The following is an 18,485-nucleotide window of genomic DNA, read 5'->3' on the forward strand; positions in this document are numbered from 1 at the left end:
GGGTTACGCGAGCCCTGCTGCGACGGCCTTCTCGGTGGCGGCGCGGATCGTCGCCTCCTGCTCCGGCAGCAGCGGCACCCGCGGTGGCCGGCAGCGTCCCCCGTGGCGGCCGACGACGTCCATGGACAGCTTGATGGCCTGCACGAACTCGACCTTGGAGTCCCAGCGCAGCAGCGGGTGCAGCTGCGCGTAGAGCTGCTTGGCGGTGGCGAGGTCGCCGCCGACGGCCGCGCGGTACAGCTCCGCCGTGGACCTCGGCAACGCGTTCGGGTAACCGGCGACCCAGCCCTTGGCACCGGCAAGGGCAAGCTCCAGCAGGACGTCGTCGGCGCCGATCAACAGGTCGAGTTCCGGGGCGAGTTCGGCGAGCTGGTAGGCGCGGCGGACGTCGCCGGAGAACTCCTTGACCGCCTGGATGCACCCCTCGCCGTGCAGCTTCGCGAGCAGTTCCGGTACGAGGTCGACCTTGGTGTCGATGGGGTTGTTGTAGGCCACGACCGGGATGCCTGCCTTGGCGACCTCCGCGTAGTGCGACAGCACCGACCGCTCGTCGGCACGGTAGGCGTTGGGCGGCAGCAGCATCACGGACTCGCAGCCCGCGTCACGAGCCTGTTCGGCCCAGCGGCGGGACTCGGCCGAGCCGTAGGCGGCCACACCCGGCATCACCCGCGAGCCGCCGATCGCGGCGACGGCCGTCTGAACGACCTTCGTCCGCTCTTCGGGTGTGAGGACCTGGTACTCCCCGAGGGAGCCGTTCGGTACGACGCCGTCACAGCCGTTCTCGACCAGCCAGGCACAGTGCTCGGCGTACTTGCCGTGGTCGACGCGGAGGTCGTCGTCGAGCGGGAGCGCGGTGGCGACGAGAACTCCGCGCCAGGGACGGTGGTCGGTCATGAGGGTCCTCTCCGAGTGGCGTTGTCGTGCTGTCCGGCGAGTACGCCGAGCGGTACGGGACGTGCGAACGGCCGCCGGGACGGGGTGAGTTCGCATCCGGCGAGCCCGGCGACCGCCGGCCCGCACACGCGTCCCTGGCACCAGCCCATTCCGGCGCGGGTCAGCAGTTTCACGGTGCGGACGTCGCCCGCCCCGAGTTCGTCCACGGCCTCGCGGACGGCACCGGCGGTGACCTCCTCGCAGCGGCAGACGAGGGTGTCGTCGGTGACCTGCTCGCTCCAGTGCGCGGGCGGCGGGTACGCGGCGTCGAGGGCGGCGGCGATCCTGCGGAGTCCGGTACGGGACTTGGCGGCCCCTGCCCACCGCGCCGGGTCGGGTTCCGTGCCCTTCAGTCGTGCGGCGGCGGAGAGTCCGGCGATGTGGCCCTCGGCGAGGGCGAGTGCGGAGCCGCCGATGCCGGTGGACTCCCCCGCCGCCCACACGCCGGGCACATCCGTGCGCTGCTCGTCGTCTACGGCGACCGTCAGCCCGTCCAGGCGGCAGCCGAGGGTCTCGGCGAGGTCGGTGTGCGGGAGCATGCCGTGCCCGACAGCGAGGGTGTCGCAGGACAGGTGCCGCTCGGTGCCGGGCCGGACGCGCCCGTCGGCGTCGAGGGCGGCGACGGTGACCCCGGTGAGCCGGTCGTCGCCGTGGGCGCGGACGACCGTGTGCCGGGCGAGGAGTCGGACGCGGTGGCGCAGGAGGCGGGCCGCATATCCGGCGCCCTCGGGCAGCTTGGCGGCCAGCGCCCGACCGTGCCGTACGAGGGACTTGGGGCCCGCCGCCTCGACGAGCGCCGCGATCTCGACGCCCGCAGCGGCCAGTCCGGTCGCCACGGGCAGCAGCAGCGGCCCGGTCCCGGCGACGACCGCCGTGCGCCCCGGTACCACGAGCCCGCCCTTGAGCATCGCCTGCGCACCACCGGCGGTGACGACACCGGGCAGGGTCCAGCCGGGGAAGGGCAGCACCCGCTCGTAACCGCCGGTGGCGAGGAGTACGGCGCGCGCGTGCACCGTGGCCGGCTCCCGCTGCTCGGGGCCGAGCAGCGCGTGCACGGTGAAGCCGTCGGAGTCCCGTTCCACACCCCAGACGTGATGATCCGTCAGGAAGCGGATGTCGCTGCGGGCCAGCCCGTCCCGCAGCCGCTCCCAGGTGCGCCACTGGTGGTGCAGGGACTGCGGGCGCCTGGCGCGAAGTGCGGGGGCGGGCTGACGGTAGAACTGCCCGCCCGCTTCCGCCGCCGAGTCGACGAGCGCGACCCGTACGCCCTGCGCTGTGGCCGCCAGGGCCGCGGCGAGGCCTGCCGGACCCGCGCCGATCACCGCGAGATCAGTCATCGTGGCCCGTCCCCTCCTGCGTCCGGATGGCGTCGCCCGGGTGCAGCGGCAGCAGACAGGCCCGCTGGTTCGGGCGGTCGTTGACGGTGACGAGGCAGTCGAAGCAGACGCCGATGCCACAGAAGACGCCACGGGGGCGGCCCTCGCCCCGGGTGCTCCGCCAGGAGGTGATCCCGGCCGCCCAGAGCGCGGCGGCGACCGTCTGCCCGGGCAGTGCCTCGATCTCGCGGCCGTCCAGGGTGACCGTGAAGGCCGGTCCCGGCTGGGCGTCGGCAAGCTCCAGTGGGGTTCTCACGCGGCCTCCTCGGCGAAGCGGTCGGGGCGGAACGGCGTCAGGTCGAGGTCGGGGGTCTTCTCGGTCAGGGCCTGTGCGATCAAGTGGCCGGTGCCGGTGGCCAGTCCGATGCCGGCGCCCTCGTGGCCGCAGGCGTGGTGCAGGCCGGGCACCCGGGGGTCGGGGCCGACGGCGGGCAGGTGATCGGGCAGGTAGGGGCGGAAGCCCAGGTAGGCGCGCATGGCGTGAACATCGGCGAGGAACGGGAACAGCCGCGTCGCGCCCGCCGCCAGCGCCCGTACGACGGGCAGGGAGAACGTCCGGTCGAAGCCGACGCGCTCCCGGCTCGCGCCGATCAGGATCGGGCCCGCCGCCGTGCCCTCGACGACGGGAGAGGTCTGCAGCGCGGCCGAGTCGCTGGCGACGTCGGCCACATAGTCGGCGGCGTACACCTTGTGGCGGACCAGGCGCGGCAGCGGTTCGGTGACGAGGACGAAGCCGCGTCTCGGGAGGACGGGAAGGTGGGCGCCCGCGCGTGCGGCGAGTTCGCCGCCCCAGGTGCCGGCCGCGTTCACGACGGCCGGGGCGTGGATGTCGCCCTTGTCGGTGCGGACCCCGCGTACGGCACCGTCCCGCGTGCGCAGGACGTCCGTCACCGTCCGGCCGGTGAGGAGGCGGGCGCCCGAGGTGCGGACGAGGTGGGCGGCGGCCAGGGCGGGCATGACCTGGCAGTCCTGGGCGTAGTGGACGGCGCCCGGGAGGCCGGGGGCCAGGTGGGGTTCGAGGTCGTACAGGCGGTCGCCCATGACCGGCTCGGCGGCGACCCCGGCGGCCCGCTGCCCGTCGGCGAACCGCTCCAGCACCGCGAGCCCGTCCGGGGACGAGGCCACGACGACGCCGCCCTTCGCCTCGTACTCGACGGCCGGCCCGAACTCCTGCGCCAGCTCACCCCAGAGACGGCCGGACAGCAGCGCGAGGTCGAGCTCGGGGCCCGGCTCCTTGTCGGAGACAAGGAGGTTGCCCTCGCCGGCGCCGGTGGTGCCGCCGGCCACCGGGCCACGGTCGACGAGGATCACGGCGAGGCCCGCCCGAGCCGCGTACAGGGCGCAGGCCGCGCCCACCATCCCGGCTCCGACGACCACGACGTCGCAGGTCAGTCGCTCGCTCACGCCAGTACTATGTCACACACCACCCTGTGACGGAACAGAGCGACGACGTCTGCGTACCGGAAATCGTGCTGACGGGGCGCCGCCGGCGACCTGAACGCCGACGGTGCCCCGTTCAGTCCTCGGGGGCGGGCACCACGCGCAGGTGGCCCGCGGCGGATCGGGCCCCGCGCACCCTGGGCCGGTCACGGCGCACCTCGCGCAGGACCAGCGTCAGCCGGGTGTAGCCCAGCTCCTGAAGGGTCCCGGGTGTCTCGTCGACGACCCGGCAGTCGGTGGCACCCCAGCGCGGATCGGGGTGCAGCAGCGGCCGTACGGCGCCGTCCAGTTCGGCCGCCCGCTCGCCGACCGCGCGGATCCAGTGCGGCAGGCCCTGCCGGTAGGCGGCCTCCATGATCGGGTCCTGGGCGATCTCCCGGCGGATGGCCTGCACACCGTGATCGTGACCGTGCCGCTCCACCGCGGCCGCGAAGCGGGCCAGCATCGGCAGGCACCAGCCGGACTCGTGGTCGCCGAGGACGGTGCTCGCGTCCGGGTGGAAGAGCACGAACTTGAGGAAGTTGTCGTCGGGCATGGCCGTCGGATGCGGGCCCACGCCACGGAAAAGTGACGCGAAAGCAGTGTTCGCCAGAACGACGTCCCAGCGGTGGTCGACGATGACGGACGGGAAGGGCACGGCTTCGACGAGGGTGGCGTAGTCCCGCAGATACGCCTCGGCCTCGGGCCTCTCGGGGACGGGCCGCGGTACGGACCGCTGCCCACCTGCCTGATATGCCATCGGGAGGTCACCCCTCTTGCCTATGCGGCCTTCACGCGGCGCCTTGATCCTGCTGCCCGGGCCGGAGCGGTGTCAACTATCGTGGCATTCCATGCCTGTTGACGGCTGAAATTGGCCACAGTTGTGGCGAGACCTGGATGTGAGTTCGAACTACCCGGTAATCTCCGTCCAGTTCACCGCGACCGCTTGTGAGAAGCCTGTGAGAGCTTTAGGAGATCTGTCGGTGACGGATGGCATCGAGGGTCCGGGCGTCATACCGACGGCTGAGCTGCCGGCCGTCGTCGCTCGCGTCGCCGCGCTCGCCGACCGGCTCGGCGTACCGCACGCGGAGGTCTTCGGCACCGGCCGGCTGTCCGTGGCGTCCGGCGTCCCGGAGCCCGTGGTCAAGGCGCTGCTCAGCGGCCGCCCCGCGGGAGAGCCCGACGTACAGGCCCGGTTCCTGCAACGACTCGACCTCCTGCGCCGCACCCGCGTCAAGCCGAACGGCCGCAGGTACACCCAGCAGGAGATCGCCGACGGCGCGGGCATGTCACGGCAGCAGGCGGGAGCCCTCATCAACGGCGACCGGCGCCCCACCATGGAGCACTGCGATGCCATCCAGCGCTTCTTCCGCGTCCACGCCGGATTCCTCACGGCCGAGGACCCCGAGGCGCTCGCGGGCGCACTCCAGCGCACCGAGCAGGACCTGCTGCAGAAGCTCGCGGAGCGCGAGGCGGCCCAGGCGGCCGAGGACCCGCTGGAGAGACTGCTGCAGGACCACGGGGTGCGCGGCATCGCCTGGCGGGCCGCCCAACTGCCCACCGACCAGCATCGCGACAAGGTCGCGGAGTGGCTGGACATGCTCTTGGAAAGCGTCAAGCGGCCCGAGTCGTGATCCGGGGGGAAAGCCGGGGGGAGAACGGGAGAACTGTGGGCATCGGTAGGGAAATGCGCCGCCTGTGCGGCGAGTTGGTCGCGGAGCTGACGCTCCCCGCACCCTCGCCGCCCACGAAGCTGTACGGCGCCCTGTGCGGCGCGATGAGCAGACGCCGCGGCCGGCCCGTCCACTTCCGTACGGCCGCCTTCCCGCCCGGCACCGCCAGCGGACTGTGGCTGGACATGGCCGACCAGGACCTCGTCGTGATCGAGGAACGCACCGCGCCCGACCACCAGCTGGTCATCCTCGGCCACGAGCTGTGGCACATGAAGGCCGGGCACTGCAGCCACAGCGTCGAGGGCGCCAGCGTGGCGGCCCGTCTCCTCGACGACGACGCCGATCTGCACTCGACGATCCTGAAGGTCGCCGCCCGCAGCCACTTCGACCAGGCCGAGGAGCAGGAGGCCGAGAGCTTCGGGCTGCTGCTGGCCAGCAAGTGCCGTACGTGGCTGGCGGTTTCCTCGGTGCGCGGGCAGCGGGACCATCTGGCGGGGCGGATCGAGGCGTCACTCGGTTATCTCGGGCCGCAGGGCTGACCCAGGGCACGTCAGCACCTCGGCGCCTCCTCGGGTCGAGCTAGGTCGCGCTGCGTTCGCTCGCCTCCCGCAGATCCCGTTCCACCGCGCGCGTCCTGGCCGTGTCCGGCTGACCGGCCGCCGTACCGGGCCGACCTGCCCGCAGCAGCTCACGCCAGTTCTCGCGGCTCCAGTCGGCGGGGTCCGTGGTGCTGGTGAACTCCTCGACCAGGGCGACGAAGCGAGCGGCGTCGGCGTGGAACGGGAAGTGGCCCGCCCCTTCGAAGATCTCCAGTCGGCTGCCGGGCATGGTCTCGTGCGCGCCGTACGCGTGCCGCACCGGCACCACGCTGTCCCGGTCGCCCCACAGCAGCATGGTCGGCATGCCCTCGGTCAGATAGCAGCGGTCCAGCATGGTGACCACCTGCCCGCGCCAGTCGACGACCGCCCGCAAGGTACGGATGAAGGCGTTGCGCGAGGTCGCATCGGGGAGGGCGTCAACGAGGGTGAGCAGTTCCCGCGCGTCCTGGCCGAGATCGGTGCCCAGGAGCCTCATCAGGCCCACTGCCAGCTCGACTTGAAGCCGCATACCCGGCAGCCGCAGCGTCGACAGCATCAGATGGGCGCCCGGCAGCGAGACCAGCCGCAGTACGGGATTGACCTCGCGGCCCACCCCACCGGCGCTGACCAGGATCAGCCGTTCCGTGCGCTCAGGGAACTGGTAGGCGAACTGCATCGCCACTCCCCCGCCCAGCGAGTGCCCGAGCAGCGTCGCCGACTCGATGCCCAGTGTGGTGAGCAGATCGCGCACGCCGTTCGCGTACGCGGCCACCGAGTAGTCCGCGCGCGGCTTGTCCGAGGCGCCGTGGCCGAGCAGGTCGGGGGCGATCACGGTGTGCGTGCGAGCGAGGTCGGGGATGAGTTCGGCCCAAGTCTCGGAGGTGTCCCCTATGCCGTGGATCAGCACCAGCGCCGGCCCCTCGCCCGCCATCCGGAAGGCGCGCCGATAGCCGTGCACGACGCGGTACTGCAGCCCAAGCTCCCCATCGCCCACCGGGCGCAGCCGTACGGCGCGCGCAGGGCGCCGTCCCGGGACGTCGACCACGCACTCGCCTCCGTTCCTGTACGCGTTCGCCGGTCGAGCGAGAGCGCGGCCGGCAGCCTTGCTTCCAGCGTAGGACGGCTTTCCCACAAGGGATTTCGGGGAGGTTTCGCCTCCGCTAAGCGGACGAACGGGTGCGTAGCGGAAGCCCATTGTCAGTGGTGGACGGCAAGCTGGTGGTGCGCCCTCATCTGCGGGCGTGACGCGATGACGCCGAACCGGGGAGAGCCGACCGATGCCCACCGCCGTACTGACCGACCGCGAGCGCACCGCCGTACAGGCCTACCTGCGGCTGTTGCACACCGTACGAGCCGCGTTCGACGGTCCTCCCGGCTCCCGCCGACCACCCGTCGTCCCGCCCGCCGTCCTCGCCGAGGCGGAACAGGCGCTGGCGGACGCCGGCCTGACGGGCAACGAGGAGGAGTTCTTCCGGCTGCTGCAGAGCTGGTGCCCGGCGGAGCCGTAGCTGATCCCGCAGCGGGGCCGCGGGGGCTCAGTTGTGCGGCACGCTCACCGCTGTCGCCACCAGCCCCCGCCGGACCGTCCAACGGCCCTCGAACCGGTCGACACGCCGGTCGCCCACCAGCGGACCCGGCACGAGGAGCCGGGCGCGGAAGCCTCCGCTGTGCTGCTCACCGGGGTCGGCGAAGACGTCGATGTCGGCCTCGGTGAAGTCCAGCCACTTCGCGGTGAGGGGGAACCACGCCTTGTAGACGGACTCCTTGGCGCTGAAGAGCAGCCGGTCCCAGTGGATGCCGGGATGGTCGCCGGCCAGCCGGCCCAGCCGGTCCACCTCTGCGGGCAGGGCGACGGCGGGCAGGACGCCCTCCGGGAGCGTCTGATGGGGTTCGGCGTCGATGCCGAGGGAGGCCAGGTCGGCCACGCGGGCCAGCGCGGCGGCGCCGTAGCCGTCGCAGTGGGTCATGCTGCCGACCAGGCCGGCCGGCCAGCCCGGGGCGCCGCGCTCGCCGGGCAGGATCGGCTGGGCGGGCACGCCGAGCTTCTCCATGGCGCTGCGCGCGCAGGAGCGTACGACGGCGAACTCCCGGCGGCGCTTGAAGACCGCCTTCGCCACGACCGCCTCCTCCTCGGGGTACAGGGCCGGGTGCGCGGGCTCCTCGTCGCCGTACGCCTCGACGGTGGCCACCGAGGGCGGCAGCAGTTCTTCGATCAACGGGCCCGGTCCTCCCTGGGCAGAATCGTGCGCAGCCGTCCCGGCGGGTCCGGTCGCTTGCGCCACTCGCGGGGGTATCCCACAGAGACCTCCTCGAAGCGGACGCCCTCGTGCCAGGTGGTCCGCGGGATGTGGAGGTGGCCGTAGACCATCGTCTCGACCCGGAACCTGCGGTGCCAGTCCGCGGTCCGCCGGGTGCCGCACCACATGGCGAACTCGGGGTACCACAGCACGTCCGTGGGATGCCGGTCCAGCGGGTAGTGGTTGACGAGGACGGTGGGCAGGTCCTCGGGCAGTGCGGCGAGTCTGCGCTCGGTCTCGGCGACCCTGGCCTCGCACCAGGCCTCGCGCGACGGGTAGGGGTCGGGGTGCAGCAGGTACTCGTCGTTGCACACGATCCCGGTGCCGTGCGCGTACGCCAGCCCCTCCTCCTTCGTCGTGCAGCCGGAGGGCAGGAAGGAGTAGTCGTACAGCAGGAACAGCGGCGCCACCGCCACCGGGCCGCCGGGGCCGTCCCAGACGGGATACGGGTCCTCGGGGGTCGTCACGCCGATCTCACGGCACAGGTCGACCAAATGCTCGTAGCGGGCGACGCCGCGCAGGGTGACGGAGTCCTTCGGGTGGGTCCACAGCTCGTGGTTGCCGGGGGCCCAGACGACCTTGCGGAAGCGGCCGGCGAGGGTCTTGAGCGCCCAGCCGATGTCGGCCACGGTCTCCGCCACGTCACCGGCGACGAGCAGCCAGTCGTCGTCGGAATCCGGGCGCATCCGCTCGACGAGCGCTCGGTTCTCCTCGTATCCGATGTGCAGGTCACTGATGGCCAGCAACTGTCCGGCACCGCCGGCCGTCGACGTCACCCCTCGCCCCTTTCGATCACACGAATGACCTTACGAGAACACAAGCCGCGTTCGGGGCACAAGGCCGGGTCACGTCGTCGCGTTCCGAGGGCCCTGTCCGCCGGCCGGGGGCGGGTGACCGGGACGGTCAGCAACCATCCTCAATTCCGTAACACGTACGTTGCACGGGGCACCCCTTGAAAGCCGTATGATCGCCGCAACACCACCGCCATGAACGTCCCTTCGCACGGGGCGGTTTGGTGTACCTCCAACCACCCTGCCCGGGCACGGGCCTGCTTCGCCCTGCCCGCGAACCCGAAAGGACGGCCCTGCATGGTCTCTCGCGTACGCGTCTGGCTCAACCGCACGTACGCGGAGAACGTGTTCTTCATGGATCAGCTGCGACGAAATCCCAGCGATCGGGCCGTCGAGATCCATGCGACGCACGGGGACGCCGACTCCCCCGTGCTGGCCGCCGCCGACACCGCCGAACTGGAGCCCGAGGGCCTGTCCCCGGCCGGGTACGTCGAGTACGCCCTCGCCCAGTGCCGGCGCCGCGGCATCGACGTGTTCGTGCCCCGGCTGCACCAGTCGGCGATCGTGGCCCACCGGGCGGACTTCGAGGCGGTCGGTACGGCGCTGCTCGCGCCGCCGCCGGAGGCCGTCGCGGTCTTCCACGACAAGGTGATCGCGTACGAGGCCGTGCAGGCGGTCGGGGTGCCGGTGCCGCCGTGGTGGCGGGTGCGCAACGCCGACGAACTGCTCGCCGCCGTCGAGGAGTTGGAGGAGGCCGGTCACAAGGCCTGCTTCAAGCCGGCGTCCGGTGCGGGCGGAGTGGGCTTCCGCGTCATCACACGCGCCCCCTTCTCGCTCATGCACCTCGACGGGTTCCCGACGCCGTATGTGCAACTGGATCTGGTGCTTGACGCGTTGCAGCGGACCGAAGAGCCGGTGGACTGGCTGGTGATGCCGCGCCTGGAGCAGCCGGAGGTGTCGGTGGACTGCCTGACCGGTCCGGACAACCGGGTGCGGCTGGCGATCGGCCGGATCAAGAACGGCCGCCGACGTGGGTTCACCGTCCAGGAGCCGTGGCTGGAGCCGGCGCGGCTGATCGCGGAGGGGTTCGGGCTGCACTATCTGTCCAACATCCAGTTCCGGATGTTCGGGGACACGCCGGTGCTGATGGACGTCAACACGCGGCCGGCCGGCGGACTGCACCAGCTGTCGCTCTGCGGGGTCAACGTGCCGTGGCTGGCCGTTCAGCTGGCGCTCGGCGAGGATCCCGGCAAGGTGGTTCCGCCGTTCCTCGGACAGGACTACACGGTGGTGTCCGGGCCGCGGCCACTGCGGCCGGTGTCCATTCCGCACCAGCGGTCGGACGTCGAGGAGCCGCTGCTGCCGGCGGTGCCCGCCCCGGCGCGGGTCGACTCCGTCGGGAGTGGGGCGGCGGCTCAGGTTCTGCCGCTCTAGCTGCCCACCGGGCGCGCACGAGAGCAGAGTTCGAAAGTTTTTCCCGGCAGGGGTGTATCACGGCGCCGGCCGCGCGCTCATAAGAGTGAAAGGCAACGGGGGAACCGGGTAACACGGGGGATCCACGGGGGAAGCACCACCACGGGGGAAGTACGGGGGCTTCGGGCCGGCCGGCGCTGTCACGGGGGCAGCGCCGGCCGGCCCGAAGGCGTTTCCCGGGTCAGAAGCGGCCCGAGCCCCGGTACAGCTCCAACTCCCCGTCCAGCTCCACGGCGAGCACCGTGGCATGCGGGTCGAGGTCGGCCGCCGCGGGCGGTTGGATCCACAGCACACCCGGCGTCTCGTGGAGACCGCCGGTGATGCGGTGGGCCAGTTCCGTGCCGGTACCGACGACCGTGACCCGGCGTACCGAACCGAGCAGCCCGCGTACGTTGATCTCGGCGCGCGGGGCGTCGAAGAGGATCAGGTACAGGGTGCGGCGGTCCTTGGACAAGGTACTCGGGCCGTAGTGGTGGCCGGCCGGGAGGCCGCGGCCGGTGCCGTACACCGCCTCGGCATGCCGCGCGATCCAGTCGCCGAGACCCTCCAGCCGCTCGGCCTGCTCCGCCGGGATCGTGCCGTCCTCGCGGGGTCCGACGCTCAGGAGCAGATTGCCGCCTCCGCCGATCGTCTCGGCGAAGTAGCGGATCAGCTGGTCGACCGACTTGTGGTTGTGGTCGTGGTGCTGGTGGCCCCAGGAGTCGTTGATCGTCAGGCACAGCTCCCACGGGCCCTGAGGCGGTATCACCGGGGCGCCCTGTTCCGGGGTCGCGTAGTCGCCCTCGCTGAGCATGCGGGCGTTGAAGACGACGTCCGGCACCTCGGAGCGGATCAGCGCGGCGAGCTCGGGGATGCGCCACTGCTCCTCGCTGCGGTCCCACTCGCCGTCGAACCACATCAGGTCCGGCCTGTAGCGGGAGGACAGTTCGCGGATCTGGCCGTCCCGGTAGGCGAGGAAGCGTTCCCAGGCGTCCAGGTCCTCGAATTCCGCGGCGACTTCGGAGTACCGGTTGTCCTCCAGCTCCGGCGGGCGGCCGGGCTTGCGCGTGGAGGCGTAGTCGGGGTGGCTCCAGTCCGAGTGCGAGTAGTAGAGCCCGACCTTCAGGCCCTGCTCGCGCAGGGCGTCCGCGTAGCCGCCGATCAGGTCGCGGCCCACGTTCAGGTCGCCGTGGGCCGTGTCCCAGAGGGCCACGCCGTCGTGGTGGCGGCTGGTCAGGACGGCGTACTTGGCGCCGGCCCGCGCGAAGAGCTTCGCCCAGTCGCGCGGTTCGTAGCGGGAGGCGGTGAAGCGGTCGAACTGGGACATGTACCGGTCGTAGGGGACGATGTCGTCGTAGAACGACCAGGACTCCTGGACGCCGTCGACGGCGTAGATGCCCCAGTGGATGAAGATCCCCAACTTGGCGTCGGTGAACCAGGGTTGCATGGGCACCCCGTTCAGCTCCCTTCCGCGCGCCGCAGGCGGAGCGTGAGGACCTGGAAGGGGCGCAGGGCGACTGCGACCCCGCCGTCGCCGGTGACGTCCGCGTCCTGAAGCGGGCGCTCCAGCAGGTCGGTCACCCGGGCGCCCGCGAGCGGGAAGCCGGTGCGCAGGACGCCGCTCGCGCGGCCGCCGCGGGACTCGTAGAGGCGTACGACGACATCGCCGGACCGGTCGTCGGCCAGCTTGACCGCCTCCACCGTCACGCCGTCGCCGGCCACGGAGACGACAGGCTCGGGCGCGCCTGCCGCGTCCGCCACGCGCAGGGGGAGGTTGAGGGCGTAGCCCGCGGCGACGGCGTCCTCGATGGTCGCGCCGGGGAGCAGGGAGTAGGTGAAGCGGTGCTTGCCCTGGTCGGCCTCGGGGTCCGGCACGCGCGGGGCGCGGACCAGGCTGAGGCTGACCCTGGTCGTCGTACCGCCGTCCTCGCGGACCGTGCGGGAGACGTCGTGGCCGTACGTCGAGTCGTTGATGACCGCGACGCCGTAGCCGGGCTCGGCGATGTGCACCCAGCGGTGGCCGGAGACCTCGAAGCGGGCCGCCTCCCAGCTGGTGTTGGTGTGGGTGGGCCGCTGGATGTGGCCGAACTGGATCTCGGCGGAGGAGTGCGGGGCGCGGATGTCCACCGGGAAGCCCGCCTTGAGGATCTTCTCGGCCTCGTGCCAGTCGATCTCGGTCTCGAAGTCGATGCGGGGGCTGCCGGCGCGCAGGGTGATCGTCTGGGTGACCTTCGATCCCTTGCCGAACGACCGCGTGACCCGGATCGCCCCGAGGAGGGCGTCTTCCTCGACGACGGTGACCGCGTCCGCGTCCAGCAGATCCGTGTAGCGGTTCCTGTAGTGCTTGTCGATGTCCCAGGCGTCCCAGTAGTTCGGGAGGTCGGTGTGCAGACGCAGCAGGTTGCCCTGGTCGGCGAGGACTTCGCGGCCGGCCCGCAGATCCCGTACGGAGGCGAGCGTGCCGTCCTGCGCCACCTCGACACGGACCAGGCCGTTGTCGAGGACCAGGCCCTCGACCTTCACCGGCTGTGCGGGCTCGGCGTCGGTCAGCGGCGCGCTGCCGCTCGCGGGCACCTCGACGTATGCCGGTGCGCCCTCGGGTGTGCGGACGACCTCGGCCCGGTCGAAGGGGCTGGTGTTGAACACCCGCGTGCCGTCGGCGCCCAGCGCGGCCACCGCCTCGGCGGTCAGCGCCTCCAACTCCTCGGCCACACGGGCGTATTCGGCCTCCGCCTCGCGGTGCACCCACGCGATCGACGACCCCGGCAGGATGTCGTGGAACTGGTGCAGCAGCACCGTCTTCCACAGCCGGTCCAGCTTCTCGTACGGGTAGGAGTATCCCGGCGCGTGCAGCGCGGCCGTCGTCGCCCACAACTCGGCCTCACGGAGCCGGTGTTCACTGCGACGGTTGCCCTGCTTGGTGCGGGCCTGGGAGGTGTACGTCGCCCGGTGCAGTTCCAGGTAGAGCTCGCCGACCCACACCGGGGCGTCCGGGTACTCCTCGCGGGCCTTGGCGAAGAACTCGTCGGGGTGCTCCACGACGACCTTCGGGGAGCCCTCCAGGTCCGCCAGCCGGCGCGCCCGCTCCATGATCTCGCGGGTGGGGCCGCCACCGCCGTCGCCCCATCCGAAGGGCGCGAGGGAGCGCGAACCGCCGCCCTTCTCCGAGTAGTTGCGGACCGCGCGGTCCATCTCCTCACCGCTGAAACGGGCGTTGTAGGTGTCGACCGGCGGGAAGTGGGTGAAGATGCGGGTGCCGTCGATGCCCTCCCACCAGAAGGTGTGGTGGGGGAACTTGTTGGTCTGGTTCCAGGAGATCTTCTGGGTCAGGAACCAGTCGTTTCCGGCGAGCTTGGCCAGCTGCGGGTAGGCGGCGGTGTACCCGAAGGAGTCCGGCAGCCAGACGCCCTTGGTCTCGACGCCGAAGTGCTCGATGAAGAACCGCTTGCCGTGGATCAGCTGGCGGGCGATGGCCTCGCCGCCGGGCAGGTTGCCGTCGGCCTCGACCCACATGCCGCCGACCGGCGCCCACTGGCCCTTCTTCACGGACTCCTGGATGCGGGCCCACACGTGCGGGTAGTTGTCGCGCACCCACTCGTACTGCTGGGCCTGCGAGCAGGCGAAGATGAAGTCGTCGTACTCGTCCGCGAGGGACGTGACGTTGGAGAAGGTGCGGGACGTCTTGCGCTTGGTCTCGCGGATGGGCCACAGCCACGCGGAGTCGATGTGCGCGTGGCCGACGCCGGAGACGGTGTGTGCGCTGGCGTGGGCGGGGCGGGCCAGGACGGGCGCGAGCGACTCGCGGACCGCCGCCGCGCTCCCGGAGATGTCGTCCAGGTCCAGGACGTCCATCGCCCGGTCGAGGGCGTGCATGATCTCGTGGCGACGCGGCTCGTGCTCACCGAGGTGCACCATGAGTTCGCGCAGCACCTGGAGGTCGAGATCGAGGTGCCAGACCTCCTCGTCCAGGACGGCGATGTCGGCGCGCTGGAAGGTGTAGAGCGGCTTGTCGCCCGCCGTGAGGACGTCACCGAGCGGGGTGGGCGCGGCGAAGTCGTTGGCGAGGATGTCCGGGTTGGAGGCGGCCTCGACCAGGTAGTCGATCTCCTCGCCGCCCGAAACCGGGTTGCCGATCGGCACGTACTGGTTGAGCGGGTTGACCGCCTTCAGGGGCCTGCCGTCGGGCAGGTGGACCAGGGCCTCGGCCTGGTTGCCGGGCCAGTCGCCCACGAAGCCGAGGTCGATGACCGCCTCGACGCGCCGTCCGGCCCACTCGGCGGGTACCCGGCCGCGCATCCGGAACCAGGTCGTGCCCCAGGGCGGGCCCCACGGGGTGTCCATCGCGAAGGGCGTGTACCGGGCGGCCGCGGCCTCCTCGAAGGAGACCGGCTCCCCCGGCGCATGCCAGGCCTCGACCTCGAAGGGGACGGTGGCCGAGTAGATCGCGGGCTTGATGCGCTGGTTGTGGACGCGCTCGACGCGTTCCTCGATCCGGCGGCGTTCGTCGTGCATCAGGGTCTCCAGGGAGGGAGAGAACGGAGGTGGGAAGCGAGGGGGCCGGGTGGAGGCCAGTAGGGCGAGGGGAGGAAGCGCTTTCTGGGGTGGGCGCTACTTAAGGTACGCGAGGCCGGGATGCACCCCGGCGTAGCCCTCGACCAGTCTGCGGGCGACGCCCACCGAGTCGACCAGCGGGTGCAGCGCGAAGGCCTTCACCGCCGTCGTCCGGGAGCCGGACTCGGCGGCGGCGAGCACCTCCCGCTCGACCGCCTTGACCGAGCAGACGAGGCCGGTGGCGTGGTCGGGCAGCGGGGCGACGGCGACCGGGTGGGCGCCGTTGGCGTCGACGAGGCAGGGCACCTCGATGACGGCGTCGGAGTCGAGCACCGAGAGGGTGTTCTGGTTGCGGACGTTGAGGATCAGGGTCGTGCGTTCGTCGCGGGCGATGGCCCGCATCAGCGCGAGCGCCACCTTCTCGTACCCGCCGGAGAGGTCGTCGGCGTCGCGCTCACCGGCGCCGGCCGTCTCCCGGTTCTCGGACATGTAGGTGGCCTCGCGCTCGGCGCGGGTGCGGTCCCAGGCCTGAAGCGCGGAGACGTCCGGGTTGCGCATCTGCTCGTAGAAGCCGGCCTGCTGGTCGCGCAGGAAGGCGCCGCGGGTCTTGTCGGCCTGCTGGTAGGCGCGGACGGCCTCGCGGTTGAAGTAGTAGTAGTGCAGGTATTCGTTCGGGATGGCGCCGAGCGAGCGGAGCCAGTCGACGCCGAAGAGCTTGCCCTCCTCGAAGGAGCCGAGCAGGTCGGGGTCGGCGAGCAGGCGCGGCAGTTCGTCGCGGCCGGCGACGCGCAGGCCGCGCACCCAGCCGAGGTGGTTGAGACCGACGTAGTCGATCCATGCCTCGCCGGGGTTCTTGACGCCGAGCACGCGGGCGATACGGCGGCCGAGGCCGACCGGCGAGTCGCAGATGCCGATGACGCGGTCGCCGAGGTGGCGGGACATGGCCTCGGTGACCAGTCCTGCGGGGTTGGTGAAGTTGATGACCCAGGCGTCCGGCGCCAGGCGGGCCACCCGCTGGGCGATGTCCACGGCGACCGGGACGGTCCGCAGGCCGTAGGCGATGCCGCCCGCACCGACCGTCTCCTGGCCGAGGACGCCCTCGGCGAGGGCGACCCGCTCGTCGTCCGCCCGGCCTTCGAGGCCGCCGACGCGGATCGCCGAGAAGACGAAGTCGGCGCCGCGCAGGGCCTCGTCGAGGTCGGTGGTGGCGGTCACCTCGGGCGCGTCGGGCACCGCGGCGGCCTGCTCGGCGAGCACACGGGTCACGGCGTTCAGGCGGCCGGCGTCCAGGTCGTGCAGCACGACCCGGGTGACCCGGCCCTCCGCGCGGTCCGTCAGGAGCGCCCCGTACACGAGCGGTACGCGAAATCCGCCGCCGCCCAGAATCGTCAGCTTCACGCCTGCACCTTTCCTGCCACGAGCACGTTGACGCCGGCCTCCTCCAGGGCGGACCGGGTCGCCGTGTTCACGGGAGCGTTCGTCACCACCATGTCCAGGTCCTCGGGACCGCATACCTTCGCCATGCCCGTTCCCGGGAACTTCGCCGCGTCGGCGAGCAGGACGACCTTGTCGCCGGCCTTGATCATGGCCCGCTTGACCGGCACCTCGACGACGGTGGTGTCCATGACCTGTCCGCCGGGCCGCACCCCGCTGGTGCCGAGGAACAGCCAGTCGGCGTGCAGCTGGCGCAGGTTGTCCTCGGTGAGGAATCCGACCAGGGAGCGGTACTCGCGGCGGACCATGCCGCCGAGCAGCACCAGCTCGATGCCCTCGTCGTCGGCGAGCTCCTCGTAGACCACCAGGTTGCTGGTGATCACGGTGAGGCGGCGGCCGTGCAGCTGGCGGGCCAGCCGGAAGGCGGTGGTGCCGATGTCGAGCAGCACCGACTGACCATCTTCGATCATCGCGGCGGCATGCGCGGCTATGGCGTCCTTCTCGGGCACGCGCATCTCGGCGACCTCGGCGAAGGGCTGGTCGCCCTCCTCCACGACCGCGCCGCCGTGCACCCGTGTGAGCAGGCCGTCCTCCTCGAGTTTGACCAGGTCACGCCGGATCGTGGCGGGGCTCACACCCAGCCGCTCGGAGAGATCGGTCACGGCCGCGGGGCCACCGGAGCGCAGGGCCCGCAGGATGAGTTGGTGTCGTCGTTCTGCCAGCACGGTGTGAACACTACTCGTCATCTTCAATCATCGCCATGCTCATTTCTGCTCGGGTATTGACCAATCCCGCGGAGCGGCGCACGATTCCGGTCACCGAAATGAAGAGTTTTGACGAGCTCTCCCCAACGGGGGTCCCCGGACGAGAGCCCGAGCGAGAGGACCCTTCCGTGGACGACGACCGGCCCGATGTGCTGCTGACCGGGCTGCTCTTCTACGACCTCGTCCTCACGGGGCTCGGGAAGCCGCCGACGCCGGGCGAGGAGATCTGGACGGGCGGCATGGGCTGCGGCCCCGGCGGCATCGCCAACCTGGCGGTGGCCGCCGCCCGCTTCGGCCTGCGCACCTCCCTGGCCACGGTGTTCGGCGACGACCTCTACGGCGAGTACTGCCGGGACGTCCTGTGCGACCAGGAGGACATCGACCTCTCGCTCTCCCGCACGGCGGACGGCTGGCCCACCCCCGTCACCGTCTCCCTCGCCTACGGCCACGACCGGGCCCTGGTCACCCACGGCCAGGAACCGCCGTACTCGCAGGACGCGCTGATGGGCGACCCGCCCGAGGCGCGCACCGCCCTCGTGCACATCGAGGCCGAGCCCCGCGAGTGGCTGGCCAAGGCCGCCGCGAACGGCACCCACATCTATGCCGACGTCGGCTGGGACCCCACCCAGCAGTGGTCCACCGCCCTCCTCGACCAGCTCTCCCTGTGCCACGCCTTCCTCCCCAACGAGACCGAGGCGATGGCCTACACCCGCACCGACACCGCGGTCGCGGCCCTCGGCACCCTCAGCGAGCTGGTGCCGGTGGCTGTGGTGACGCGCGGCGGGGACGGCGCCGTCGCCGTCGACCAGACGACCGGCGAGTACGCGGACGTGCCCGCCCTGGACATCGACGTCCTCGACGCGACGGGCGCGGGCGACGTGTTCGGGGCGAGCTTCGTCGCGGCCTCGCTGGGCGGCTGGCCGTTGGCGGAACGGCTGAGGTTCGCCGTCCTCGCCGCCGGTCTCTCGGTCCGGCGGCCCGGCGGGGCCCTGGCCGCGCCCGGCTGGTACGGCGTCGACCGCTGGTGGCGCTCCCTGACCGATCCCGAACTGAAGCGGGCGTACGGCTTCCTGGCGGACCGGCTCCCGGACGATCCGGGACCGCCCGTCGCGTACGCCCCCGTGACCCCTCCCGCACGGCAGAACTGACTTCACCGAGCGAGCTCCCCCCACGTGCTCTCTCCCCCACGTGCCCCTCTCATGCGAAGTCCCGAAAAC

17 protein-coding genes are annotated in these 18,485 nt (G+C 71.8%); 5 read left to right on the forward strand and 12 right to left on the reverse strand.

Annotated features, from left to right (window positions below):
- Window positions 1–3: 3 nt before the first annotated feature.
- From OG331_RS11225 to OG331_RS11245, 5 genes are all read right to left on the reverse strand, one after another.
- A complete protein-coding gene (locus tag OG331_RS11225; protein WP_406194603.1) occupies window positions 4–894 on the reverse strand; it encodes a dihydrodipicolinate synthase family protein in 891 nt (296 codons plus the stop codon).
- Window positions 891–2,270 (reverse strand): FAD-dependent oxidoreductase, encoded by a 1,380-nt coding sequence (locus OG331_RS11230; protein WP_406194606.1) that lies wholly within the window; start codon window positions 2,268–2,270, stop codon window positions 891–893. Before OG331_RS11230 ends, OG331_RS11225 begins: the two co-directional genes overlap by 4 nt.
- On the reverse strand, window positions 2,263–2,565 hold the full coding sequence (locus OG331_RS11235; RefSeq protein ID WP_406194608.1) for a (2Fe-2S)-binding protein: 303 nt from the start codon (window positions 2,563–2,565) through the stop codon (window positions 2,263–2,265). The genes OG331_RS11230 and OG331_RS11235 overlap by 8 nt, the downstream gene beginning before the upstream one ends.
- Complete coding sequence (locus OG331_RS11240) at window positions 2,562–3,713, reverse strand: NAD(P)/FAD-dependent oxidoreductase (protein WP_406194611.1); 1,152 nt, start codon at window positions 3,711–3,713, stop codon at window positions 2,562–2,564. The genes OG331_RS11235 and OG331_RS11240 overlap by 4 nt, the downstream gene beginning before the upstream one ends.
- Window positions 3,714–3,825: 112 nt before the next feature.
- Window positions 3,826–4,488 carry a hypothetical protein gene (locus tag OG331_RS11245; RefSeq protein ID WP_406194614.1) on the reverse strand — a complete coding sequence of 221 codons (663 nt, stop codon included), beginning with the start codon at window positions 4,486–4,488 and terminating at the stop codon, window positions 3,826–3,828.
- Between the two features lie 223 nt (window positions 4,489–4,711).
- On the opposite strand from OG331_RS11245, the gene OG331_RS11250 reads away from it, so the two are divergent.
- Both OG331_RS11250 and OG331_RS11255 read left to right on the forward strand, forming a co-directional pair.
- The gene (locus OG331_RS11250) at window positions 4,712–5,362 is read left to right on the forward strand and encodes a helix-turn-helix transcriptional regulator (RefSeq protein ID WP_363032937.1); all 651 of its coding nucleotides are present in this window, start codon (window positions 4,712–4,714) and stop codon (window positions 5,360–5,362) included.
- A gap of 53 nt (window positions 5,363–5,415) precedes the next feature.
- Window positions 5,416–5,940, forward strand: a complete 525-nt coding sequence (locus tag OG331_RS11255) for a toxin-antitoxin system, toxin component (RefSeq protein ID WP_406209936.1) — start codon at window positions 5,416–5,418, stop codon at window positions 5,938–5,940.
- Window positions 5,941–5,980: 40 nt separating this feature from the next.
- Here the strand turns inward: OG331_RS11255 and OG331_RS11260 are convergent, their stop codons facing one another.
- Window positions 5,981–7,024 (reverse strand): alpha/beta fold hydrolase, encoded by a 1,044-nt coding sequence (locus OG331_RS11260; protein WP_406194618.1) that lies wholly within the window; start codon window positions 7,022–7,024, stop codon window positions 5,981–5,983.
- 232 nt (window positions 7,025–7,256) lie between these two features.
- On the opposite strand from OG331_RS11260, the gene OG331_RS11265 reads away from it, so the two are divergent.
- Window positions 7,257–7,487 (forward strand): hypothetical protein, encoded by a 231-nt coding sequence (locus OG331_RS11265; RefSeq protein WP_328421058.1) that lies wholly within the window; start codon window positions 7,257–7,259, stop codon window positions 7,485–7,487.
- A 27-nt stretch (window positions 7,488–7,514) separates the two neighbouring features.
- On the opposite strand, the gene OG331_RS11270 is transcribed toward OG331_RS11265, so the two are convergent.
- Window positions 7,515–8,195, reverse strand: a complete 681-nt coding sequence (locus tag OG331_RS11270; RefSeq protein ID WP_406194622.1) for a 4'-phosphopantetheinyl transferase — start codon at window positions 8,193–8,195, stop codon at window positions 7,515–7,517.
- Window positions 8,192–9,052 carry a metallophosphoesterase family protein gene (locus OG331_RS11275; RefSeq protein WP_406194625.1) on the reverse strand — a complete coding sequence of 287 codons (861 nt, stop codon included), beginning with the start codon at window positions 9,050–9,052 and terminating at the stop codon, window positions 8,192–8,194. Before OG331_RS11275 ends, OG331_RS11270 begins: the two co-directional genes overlap by 4 nt.
- 312 nt (window positions 9,053–9,364) lie before the next feature.
- On the opposite strand from OG331_RS11275, the gene OG331_RS11280 reads away from it, so the two are divergent.
- Window positions 9,365–10,501 (forward strand): ATP-grasp domain-containing protein, encoded by a 1,137-nt coding sequence (locus tag OG331_RS11280; RefSeq protein ID WP_406194627.1) that lies wholly within the window; start codon window positions 9,365–9,367, stop codon window positions 10,499–10,501.
- 220 nt (window positions 10,502–10,721) lie between these two features.
- Here the strand turns inward: OG331_RS11280 and OG331_RS11285 are convergent, their stop codons facing one another.
- The 4 genes from OG331_RS11285 to OG331_RS11300 form a co-directional block, all read right to left on the reverse strand.
- Window positions 10,722–11,972, reverse strand: coding sequence for an alpha-L-fucosidase (locus tag OG331_RS11285; RefSeq protein WP_363032930.1), 1,251 nt, complete (start codon window positions 11,970–11,972; stop codon window positions 10,722–10,724).
- Window positions 11,973–11,977: 5 nt separating this feature from the next.
- Complete coding sequence (locus OG331_RS11290) at window positions 11,978–15,031, reverse strand: alpha-mannosidase (RefSeq protein WP_406194629.1); 3,054 nt, start codon at window positions 15,029–15,031, stop codon at window positions 11,978–11,980.
- A 96-nt stretch (window positions 15,032–15,127) separates the two neighbouring features.
- A complete protein-coding gene (locus tag OG331_RS11295) occupies window positions 15,128–16,468 on the reverse strand; it encodes a 6-phospho-beta-glucosidase (protein ID WP_391396035.1) in 1,341 nt (446 codons plus the stop codon).
- The gene (locus OG331_RS11300) at window positions 16,465–17,229 is read right to left on the reverse strand and encodes a DeoR/GlpR family DNA-binding transcription regulator (protein ID WP_406209939.1); all 765 of its coding nucleotides are present in this window, start codon (window positions 17,227–17,229) and stop codon (window positions 16,465–16,467) included. The genes OG331_RS11295 and OG331_RS11300 overlap by 4 nt, the downstream gene beginning before the upstream one ends.
- 167 nt (window positions 17,230–17,396) lie before the next feature.
- On the opposite strand from OG331_RS11300, the gene OG331_RS11305 reads away from it, so the two are divergent.
- Window positions 17,397–18,416 carry a carbohydrate kinase family protein gene (locus OG331_RS11305; protein WP_406194631.1) on the forward strand — a complete coding sequence of 340 codons (1,020 nt, stop codon included), beginning with the start codon at window positions 17,397–17,399 and terminating at the stop codon, window positions 18,414–18,416.
- Window positions 18,417–18,485 lie beyond the last annotated feature (69 nt).

Source organism: Streptomyces sp. NBC_01017, from assembly GCF_045162795.1.
Classification (GTDB): domain Bacteria; phylum Actinomycetota; class Actinomycetes; order Streptomycetales; family Streptomycetaceae; genus Streptomyces; species Streptomyces machairae.